This window comes from Streptomyces sp. 150FB, from assembly GCF_000818195.1.
Classification (GTDB): domain Bacteria; phylum Actinomycetota; class Actinomycetes; order Streptomycetales; family Streptomycetaceae; genus Streptomyces.
The window spans coordinates 4,996,594-5,004,874 of the sequence record NZ_JTHL01000001.1 but is presented as its reverse complement, the minus strand read 5'-3'; the positions used below and the strand labels follow the sequence as shown (position 1 = coordinate 5,004,874).

Annotated in this window: 6 protein-coding genes; 3 read left to right on the top strand and 3 right to left on the bottom strand. The window is 70.7% G+C overall.

Annotated elements, in window-relative coordinates:
• Nucleotides 1-272 precede the first annotated feature (272 nt).
• Nucleotides 273-839 (bottom strand): MarR family transcriptional regulator, encoded by a 567-nt coding sequence (locus tag QR77_RS21370; protein WP_040028398.1) that lies wholly within the window; start codon nucleotides 837-839, stop codon nucleotides 273-275.
• Nucleotides 840-960: 121 nt separating this feature from the next.
• Here QR77_RS21370 and QR77_RS21365 point away from each other — a divergent pair, with 121 nt between their 5' ends.
• A complete protein-coding gene (locus QR77_RS21365; protein WP_040023671.1) occupies nucleotides 961-2,316 on the top strand; it encodes an MFS transporter in 1,356 nt (451 codons plus the stop codon).
• Nucleotides 2,317-2,325: 9 nt separating this feature from the next.
• Here the strand turns inward: QR77_RS21365 and QR77_RS21360 are convergent, their stop codons facing one another.
• Both QR77_RS21360 and QR77_RS21355 read right to left on the bottom strand, forming a co-directional pair.
• A complete protein-coding gene (locus tag QR77_RS21360; RefSeq protein ID WP_040023669.1) occupies nucleotides 2,326-4,065 on the bottom strand; it encodes an ATP-binding SpoIIE family protein phosphatase in 1,740 nt (579 codons plus the stop codon).
• 165 nt (nucleotides 4,066-4,230) lie between these two features.
• Entirely contained in the window at nucleotides 4,231-5,640 is a 1,410-nt protein-coding gene (locus QR77_RS21355) for an NAD(P)/FAD-dependent oxidoreductase (RefSeq protein WP_052488955.1), read from the bottom strand.
• A 350-nt stretch (nucleotides 5,641-5,990) separates the two neighbouring features.
• On the opposite strand from QR77_RS21355, the gene QR77_RS21350 reads away from it, so the two are divergent.
• Nucleotides 5,991-6,749, top strand: coding sequence for a helix-turn-helix domain-containing protein (locus tag QR77_RS21350; protein ID WP_040023667.1), 759 nt, complete (start codon nucleotides 5,991-5,993; stop codon nucleotides 6,747-6,749).
• 205 nt (nucleotides 6,750-6,954) lie between these two features.
• The coding region (locus QR77_RS21345; protein ID WP_236710756.1) for a sigma-70 family RNA polymerase sigma factor at nucleotides 6,955-8,281 on the top strand (1,327 nt) is incomplete at its 3' end.

The window sequence follows — 8,281 nt, the reverse complement described above, 5'->3', positions numbered from 1 at the left end:
GGGGGTGTCTTCCCGGCCCTGCGGCCGTTCCGACGTTTCAAACTCTAGCGGATTCCGCAGGCGACTCATAATCGGGTCTTCGAAATGAATTTCGGCATGCCGAAATTCGTCCCGGCTGGGGATCATGCAGAGTTTGTGTGCCGCTGATGCGGCGGGAGTGGCTGTCAGGGTGCCGATGTGGCGCCGTGACAGCTCGAAGAACCTTACGGATCGGCACAGGCCGTGTCAAGCAGCTTCTTCGGCCCCGCCGGCGCCCCGTTCCAGGCCCCCGACTACTCCAGGTCCGTGAGCCGTCCGCCCGCGTCCGGCTGGGCGTGTTCCACCCGGCGCAGCAGGCGGATCAGCAGCTCCCCCAGCACGGCCCGCTCGTCCGCCGACAGGTCCTGGAGCAGCTCTTCCTCGAAGTCCGTCGCCATACGCATGGCCTCGAACCACTTCGTACGGCCCTCGTCCGTCAGCTCCACGATGACCCGGACCCGGTTGTTCTCGTCCCGGTCCCGCGTGACCAGCCCTTCGCCCGCCATCCGGTCGATGCGGTGGGTCATGGCCGCGGGGGTTAGGCCGAGGCGCTTGGCGAGTTCGCCGGGACCCAGCCGGTACGGCGCGCCCGCCAGTACGAGCGTCTTGAGCACCTCCCACTCCGCGTTGCTGATGCCGAGGTAGGAGACCTGTCTGCCGTACGCCACGTTCATCCGGCGGTTCAGCCGGCCGAGTGCCGAGACCACCTTCTCGACCTGTGGATCCAGGTCGGCGAACTCGCGCTGGTAGGCGGCGATCTGCGCGTCGAGGCTCGGTTCCCGCAGCTCGGCGGGGCCGGGTTGCTCGGGTGTGTCGGACATCGAGGGATTGTCGCACGTCATGTCGTTGGCCTTGAAGTCCTTCGATGTGTATTGTTGAACTTCTAACTTTAGCTTCGAAGTCTTCAGACTTAAGTCCTTCGTTCTTACAAAGGTGGTGAGCATGACCAGGGTGGGGGGCGCAGCGATGCGCCGGGTCCAGGCGGGGAGCGCGCTCAGTGCGTTCGGCCTCGGGTTCACGGTTCCGTATCTCTACGTCTACGTCGCTCAGGTGCGTGACCTGGGCTCCGGTACGGCGGGCACCGTGCTCGCCGTCTTCGCGCTGGCCGCGCTGGTGGTCCTGCCCTTCACCGGGCGTGTCATCGACCGGCGCGGTCCGCTGCCCGTACTGGTGGGGGCGGCTGTCCTGGCCGCCGTCGGCGCCGTGGGGCTCGGCCTGTCCGGGGGTGTCCCCAGCACGGTGCTGTCGGCGGCTGTCCTGGGTGCGGGTACGGCTGTCCTCCAGCCCGCGCTGGCCACGATGGTCGTGTGGTGTTCGACGCCGTCGACGCGTACCCGCGCGTTCACGATGCAGTTCTTCCTCCAGAACCTCGGCATCGGCATCGGCGGGCTGATCGGCGGACTGTTCGTCGACATCGACCGGCCGTCGAGCTTCACGCTGTTGTTCTCGGTCGAGGCCGTGATGTTCCTGGTCCTCGCCGCCATCGCGGCCACGGTCCGGCTGCCGAAGCCGGCCGCTGTCCCCGGCGCGCTGCTCACTCCTCCTCGGGGCGACGGGTCCGGCAAGGGGACCGGTGGCTTCCGGGCGCTGCTCGCGCACCGGGCCATGGTGCAGCTCTGTGTGCTGGGCTTCGTGGTGTTCTTCGCCTGCTACGGACAGTTCGAGTCGGGTCTTTCCGCGTACGCGACCGAGGCCGCCGGGATCGCTCCTGCGACGCTCGGCATCGCGCTGGCCGCCAACACCGCGGTGATCGTGGTCGCGCAGTTCGTGGTGCTGCGGCTGGTGGAACGGCGCAGCCGCAGCCGGGTCATCGCCGCTGTCGGGCTGGTCTGGGCCTTCGCGTGGGTGGTCGCGGGATACGCGGGGCTCGGGCACGGCAGTCAGACGATGGCGACGGCCGCGATGATCTCGACGTACGCGCTGTTCGGGCTGGGTGAGTCGATGCTGTCGCCGACCGTGGCGCCGCTGGTGGCCGATCTGGCGCCGCCTTCGCTGATCGGGCAGTACAACTCGGTGTTCGCGCTGGTCAAGCAGTTGGCCCTGGCGGTCGGTCCGGCCGTCGGCGGGCCGATGGGGGCGACGCTGCACGGTCCGTACATCGTGACGTTCGTGGTGTTCTCGCTGGGCGTCACCGTGCTGGCGCTGCGCCTCGGTGGCCGGCTCACCCCCGTACAGGACAGGCCGGCGCTCGCTTCCACCTCGCGGGTGGTCGCTCAGCATCTGCCCGAAGAGGTCGCGTCCGAAGAGGTCGTGTCCGACGCGGTTGTGGCGCGGGACATGGTGTCCGCCGGGCGGTGAGCGGCGGTGTTATCGGGAGGTGCCGCCGACGCCGCTGACCGGCAGGGCGAACTCGCACCAGACCGCCTTGCCGCCGCCCGGCGTACGGCGCGTGCCCCAGGACGAGGCGATCGTCGCGACGATCGAGATGCCGCGGCCCGCCTCGTCGGCCGGTTCGGCGCGGCGGCGGCGTGGCAGGTGGTCGTCGCCGTCCGTCACCTCGATGATCAGCCGACGGTCGGTACGGCGCAGGCGGAGCCGCATGGGCGGGGTGCCGTGCTGGAGGGAGTTCCCGACCAGTTCGCTGGTGGCCAGCACCCCCAGGTCCCGCAGTTCGACGGGGAAGCGCCAGGAGGAGAGGACCCCCGAGGCGAAGGCGCGGGCGCGGGGCGCAGCCTCGATGCCGCCGAGCAGGTCGAGCGCCGCGTTGTGGAACAGCTCGGCGTCCGTGCCCGTACGGGCGGGGTGCTGGAGGACCATCACCGCCACGTCGTCGTCGTGGTCGGCGGTCACGCCCAGCGCGCGGATCAGCCGGTCGCAGATGACCTGGGGCGATCCCGTAGCGCCGGACAGCGCGCGCTCCAGGCGGCCGACCCCTTCGTCGATGTCCTCGCTGCGGCGCTCCACGAGACCGTCCGTGTAGAAGACGGCGGTGGATCCTGGCGGGAGGGCGATGCTGCCCGAGGTGTGGATCCAGCCGCCGGTGCCGAGCGGCGGGCCCGTCGGGTCGGCGGCGCGTTCGACCGTGCCGTCCTCGGCCCGTACGAGGATGGGCAGGTGGCCGGCGGACGCGTAGATCAGCCGGCCTTCGTTGGGGTCGTGGACCGCGTAGGCGCAGGTGGCGATCTGGCTCGCGTCGATCTCGGCCGCGAGTCCGTCGAGGAGTTGCAGGACCTCGTGCGGGGGAAGGTCGAGGCGGGCGTACGCGCGCACGGCTGTGCGCAGTTGTCCCATGACCGCGGCCGCGCGGACGCCCCGGCCCATGACGTCGCCGATGACCAGGGCCGTACGGCCGGCGCCGAGGGTGATCACGTCGTACCAGTCGCCGCCGACCGCCGCGTCCTCGCCGCCCGGCTGGTACGTGGCAGCGACCCGCAGGTCGTCCGGCTGCTCCAGCTTCTGCGGCAGCAGGGAGCGCTGGAGTGTGACGGCGGTCTGGCGGTGGCGGCGCTCGCTGGTGCGCAACCGTTCGGCCGCCTCGGCGTGGTCGGTGACGTCGGCGGCGAAGATGAGGACACCGCCGCCGTCGCAGCCGACGGGCGTGCAGGTGACGGTGTAGGAGCCCTCGCCGCGTCTGTCTGGCTTATCTGCTTTGACTGTCTTGTCGGTCCGGTCGGACCGGACCGCTCTGTCGGCCTCGCCCTCCGACGTGTCCCGGGGCTGGAGCTTCCTGGACTTCACCGTGCGGGGCTTGCCGCTGCGCAGCACTTGGTCGAGGAGCGGCAGCAGTCCCAGCTCCGCCAGCTCCGGGCAGCTCTCGGCGGCACGCTCGCCGATGGTGCGCGGGCCGAAGGCGGCCTCGTACGCGCCGTTCACATAAGCGACGCGGTGCTCGGGCCCGTACACGAGGGCGACCAGGGCGGGGAGCCCGCCGAGGATTTCCCGTACGGAGAGCTCTTCGAGCGCGGGGATGTCCGTGGGAGGCGCGGACGGAGGGACGGGAGGCTGCTCGTACTCACCACGGGCCCCTGGCACGGAGCCACGGTCCGTGCGCGCTGCGGCGGCGCGGCGTGTGCCGGGGAGCCGGGCGCTCCAACGCGGGAAGTTCACGGATTCTCAGGCCTCATGGTGTCGTGTTGCTGTTCGTCATGGCAGGGCGAGCCGGGCTCGGGCCGGGTCACTCTGTGCAGATGCGAGCCCACCTATGGTCACACGTCCCGGGTGGCCGGCCGCACTGACGGCGGCGGTCTTCGGCCGTCCCCAGGTCGGCGGGGGTCAGTTCTCCTCAGGAGGTTTGCCTCCTGCTTCGCCTCCTGCGGCGAGTTCGAATTCGGCACGGGGATGTTCGAGCGAACCGAGCGAGACGATCTCTCTTTTGAAGAGTCCTGAAAGTATCCATTCGGACAGGACGCGTGCCTTGCGGTTGAAGGTGGGGACGCGGCTGAGGTGGTAGCCGCGGTGCATCAGCCAGGCCGGGTAGCCCTTGAGTTTACGGCCATAGATGTAGGCCACGCCCTTGTGGAGGCCGAGGGAGGCGACGGAGCCCGCGTACGCGTGACGGTAGTCCCGCAGAGGTTCGCCGCGCAGCGAAGCGAGGATGTTTCCGGCCAGGATCTTCGCCTGCCGTACGGCGTGCTGGGCGTTGGGGGCGCACTCCTGGCGGGGCTCACCAGCGGCTGGTTCGCCGGCGGTCAGATCGGGTACTGACGCGGCGTCACCCGCCGCCCAGGCGTGCTCGGTGCCTTCGACGCCGAGGGTCGCCGCGCAGGTGAGGCGGCCGCGCTTGTCGAGTGGCAGGTCGGTGGCGGCAAGGAGCGGGTGGGGTTTGACGCCGGCGGTCCAGATGACGGCGCGGGTCGGGAAGCGGGTGCCGTCGCTCAGTACGGCGACCCGGTCCTCGCAGGAGTCGAGGCGGGTCTCCAGCCGTACGTCGATGTTGCGGGCGCGAAGTTCGCGTACGGCGTACCGGCCCATCTCCTCCCCCACTTCGGGCAGGATCCGGTCGCTGGCCTCCACGAGGATCCATTTCAGGTCCTCGGCCTTGATGTTGTGGTAGTACCGCGTGGCGTAACGGGCCATGTCCTCCAGCTCGCCGAGCGCCTCCACGCCGGCGAAGCCGCCGCCGACGAAGACGAAGGTCAGGGCGGCGTCGCGGACGGCGGGGTCGCGGGTGGAGGAGGCGATGTCCAACTGCTCGATGACGTGGTTGCGCAGGCCGATGGCTTCCTCGACCGTCTTGAAGCCGATGCCGTGTTCGGCGAGACCGGGGACCGGGAGGGTACGGGACACCGAACCGGGGGCGAGGACGAGTTCGTCGTAGTGGACGTCGACGGTGCCGGTTCGCCTCTCCTCGTCGTAGGAGAGTGTCCGCACGGTGGCCGTGCGGTTGGCGTGGTCGATGGAGGTCGCCTCGCCGACGAGGATCGCGCACTTGTCGAGCAGCCGTCTGAGGGGCACCACGACATGACGGGGTGAGATGTTCCCGGCGGCCGCCTCGGGCAGGAACGGCTGGTAGGTCATATACGGGTCGGGCGACACCACGACGACCTCGGCCTCGCCTCTCCGCAGCTTCCGCTGGAGCCGCAGCGCGGTGTACATCCCGACGTAACCGCCGCCGACAACGAGGATGCGCCTGTTGTGCGCGGGCGCGGGGGTCGTCCCTGGAGAGATCTCTGCCTTCACCATCCCATGAGGCAACGGGCCTCGGGCTTTGTCCACAGCCCCGGCAAATTGTGTGACCGGCGGTTGAGGGCCGCCCTGGGTCGCAAATGGTCGGGAATCAGGGAGAGTTCGCAGGTCAGGGGGCATGTCGACGGTCTGCGGGGGCGGTTGAGGCGGGTGGCGCCCGGCCCTTGCTCCGATCGAGCGGCGGTCGGGGCGGAACCCCCTCTTCTGAATTGCCCCGGGCTCAACTATGTTCGTCATCACCGGAGCGCACGACACCTGACTCGGTCGCTCGCTCCGGTTGTCACTGCAAGTCACGACCAAAACGGGGCGTCTCCGGGGGGAGACACATCATTACCGGGGGAACGGTTATGCATATTCAAGATTCGCATTGGCAGACTGCCGTCGTCGCTGAGAGTGACGGCCGATCGGGCGGCGGGAGCGGCGCGATCCGCTCGACACCGCTGCGCGTCGACGCGCAGCGCAATCTGGAACACGTACTGAGAGCGGCTCGCGAGGTGTTCGGCGAGCTGGGGTACGGAGCACCCATGGAGGACGTCGCGCGCCGGGCCCGGGTCGGGGTCGGCACGGTCTACCGGCGTTTTCCGAGCAAGGACGTGCTTGTCCGGCGAATAGCCGAGGAAGAGACGTCCAGACTCACCGACCAGGCGCGTACCGCGCTCGGCCAGGAGGAGGAGCCGTGGTCGGCGCTGGCGCGCTTCCTGCGCACCTCGGTGGCCTCGGGGGCGGGGCGGCTGTTGCCGCCACAGGTGCTGCGGGTGGGGGTGGACGCCGACGACCCTGTTCTGCTGGTCGGTGTGCCGGCGCAGACCCAGTCCGAGGCGCGGGTGCCGCAGCAGCGGCAGCCGGGACAGCCGGATCTGCGGGTGGTCGGACGGCCGGCCCCCGAGGAGTTGGACGATCCGGGCGCGGTCGAACTGCTCGAAGTTGTGGGGCAGTTGGTGGACCGGGCGCGTGCGTCCGGTGAGTTGCGCGGTGATGTGACGGTTGCGGATGTCCTGCTGGTGATCGCCACGGCAGCGCCCGCGCTGCCGGACGCGGCGCAGCAGGCCGCCGCCTCCTCACGGCTGCTCGACATCCTGCTGGAGGGGTTGCGCCCTCGGGCGTAGCCGCTGGATCTCCCCGCTCGGTCCGATCGAACTGGCGTAGTGGAAGGCCCTGTTGGGCCTTCCACCAACGGGTGAAGTCGGGCCCTCGGATTCGCGAATCGGCCCCGGATGAGTGGTTGCCGGCCATAGGGGCCCGGTGAGGCGGTGCCCTGTGCGACTCTTTCCCGGTGTTTGGGTCTGAAGGGGACGTACGGGGGCTTCCGCGATGAGCGGTGACGGACGGGACAAGCCGCGCGGCGGGGGCGATGCCGGCAGCGCCGGAGGTGTGGGGCGCCTCGGGGGGCCCTCTCCACAGGTGCCGAGCCAGGGTGGCCCCAAGGGGGCTCCGGGCCCTGGTGGATCCGCACGCCCGGGTACTCCGAGTACTCCGGGTGCGGGTCTGCCGGGGGCGGGTTCCTCCGGGGGCGGGTTGTCCGGCGGTGGATCGCCCGGCGACGGATTGTCCGGGACCGGCTTACCGGGGGCGGAAGTTCCCGGCCAGGGTGGTCCCGACGGCCAGGGTGGTCCCCGCAGGCAGGGTGGTCCCGGCAGGCAAGGGGGTCCCGTCGGGCCGCCGGCCGGGCCCGGTGCCGCCGGTGCCGGGGCGCGGCGTGGTGTGCCGGCGCAGCGGGAGGGGCACGGGGGATCGTCACCCGATGTCCCGACGCTCGAACTCCCCGCCGTCGGCGCGCCCTTGGCCGATCCGCCGCAGTCCGACGCCGATCTGATCCAGCGGATGCGGGCCGGTGACGACAGCGCGTACGAGGAACTGTTCCGCAGGCACTCGGACGCGGTGCGCCGCTACGCGCGTACCTGCTGCCGTGACGCGCACACCGCTGACGACCTGACCGCCGAGGTGTTCGCCCGTACGTTGCAGGCGGTGCGCGGAGGCGCCGGGCCCGAGCAGGCTGTGCGGGCCTATCTGCTGACGACCGTACGGCGCGTCGCCGCGTCCTGGACCAAGTCGGCGAAGCGCGAGCAACTCGTCGACGACTTCGCGGTGTTCGCCGCGCAGGCGGCCCGGTCCACCGACGTCTCCGCCCCGGACACCCTGGAGCTGGGCGCCGATGTGCGGGCGATGCACGAGGCCGAACAGTCCCTCGCCATGCAGGCCTTCCGCAGTCTGCCGGAGCGCTGGCAGGCGGTGCTCTGGCACACCACGGTCGAGGAGGAGTCGCCGAGCAAGGTCGCCCCGCTCTTCGGTCTGAGCGCCAATGCCACGGCGGTGCTGGCGAGTCGGGCCCGCGAGGGACTCAAGCAGGCCTACTTGCAGGCGCACGTCAGCTCCGCGCTCACCTCGGGCGGTGACTGCGCCCGTTACGCCGACCGGCTCGGCGCCTACGCACGCGGCGGGCTGCGGACGCGGGCCGAGCGCGGGCTGCGCAAGCACCTGGACGAGTGCGCCAAGTGCCGGCTCGCCGCCGGTGAGCTCGCGCACGTCAACTCCGGTATTCCCGCGCTGCTTCCGGTCGCCGTCATCGGCTGGTTCGCCGCCGGGTACGCGCTCAAGGCCGCCGGGATCGTGGCGGGCGGCGTGGCGGGTGCGGCGGGAG

Coding starts and splice junctions, on each gene's coding strand:
- QR77_RS21365 (WP_040023671.1), top strand. CDS start 961: ATGACCAGGGTGGGGGGCGCAGCGATGCGCCGGGTCCAGGCGGGGAGC.
- QR77_RS21370 (WP_040028398.1), bottom strand. CDS start 839: ATGTCCGACACACCCGAGCAACCCGGCCCCGCCGAGCTGCGGGAACCG.
- QR77_RS21355 (WP_052488955.1), bottom strand. CDS start 5,640: ATGGTGAAGGCAGAGATCTCTCCAGGGACGACCCCCGCGCCCGCGCAC.
- QR77_RS21350 (WP_040023667.1), top strand. CDS start 5,991: ATGCATATTCAAGATTCGCATTGGCAGACTGCCGTCGTCGCTGAGAGT.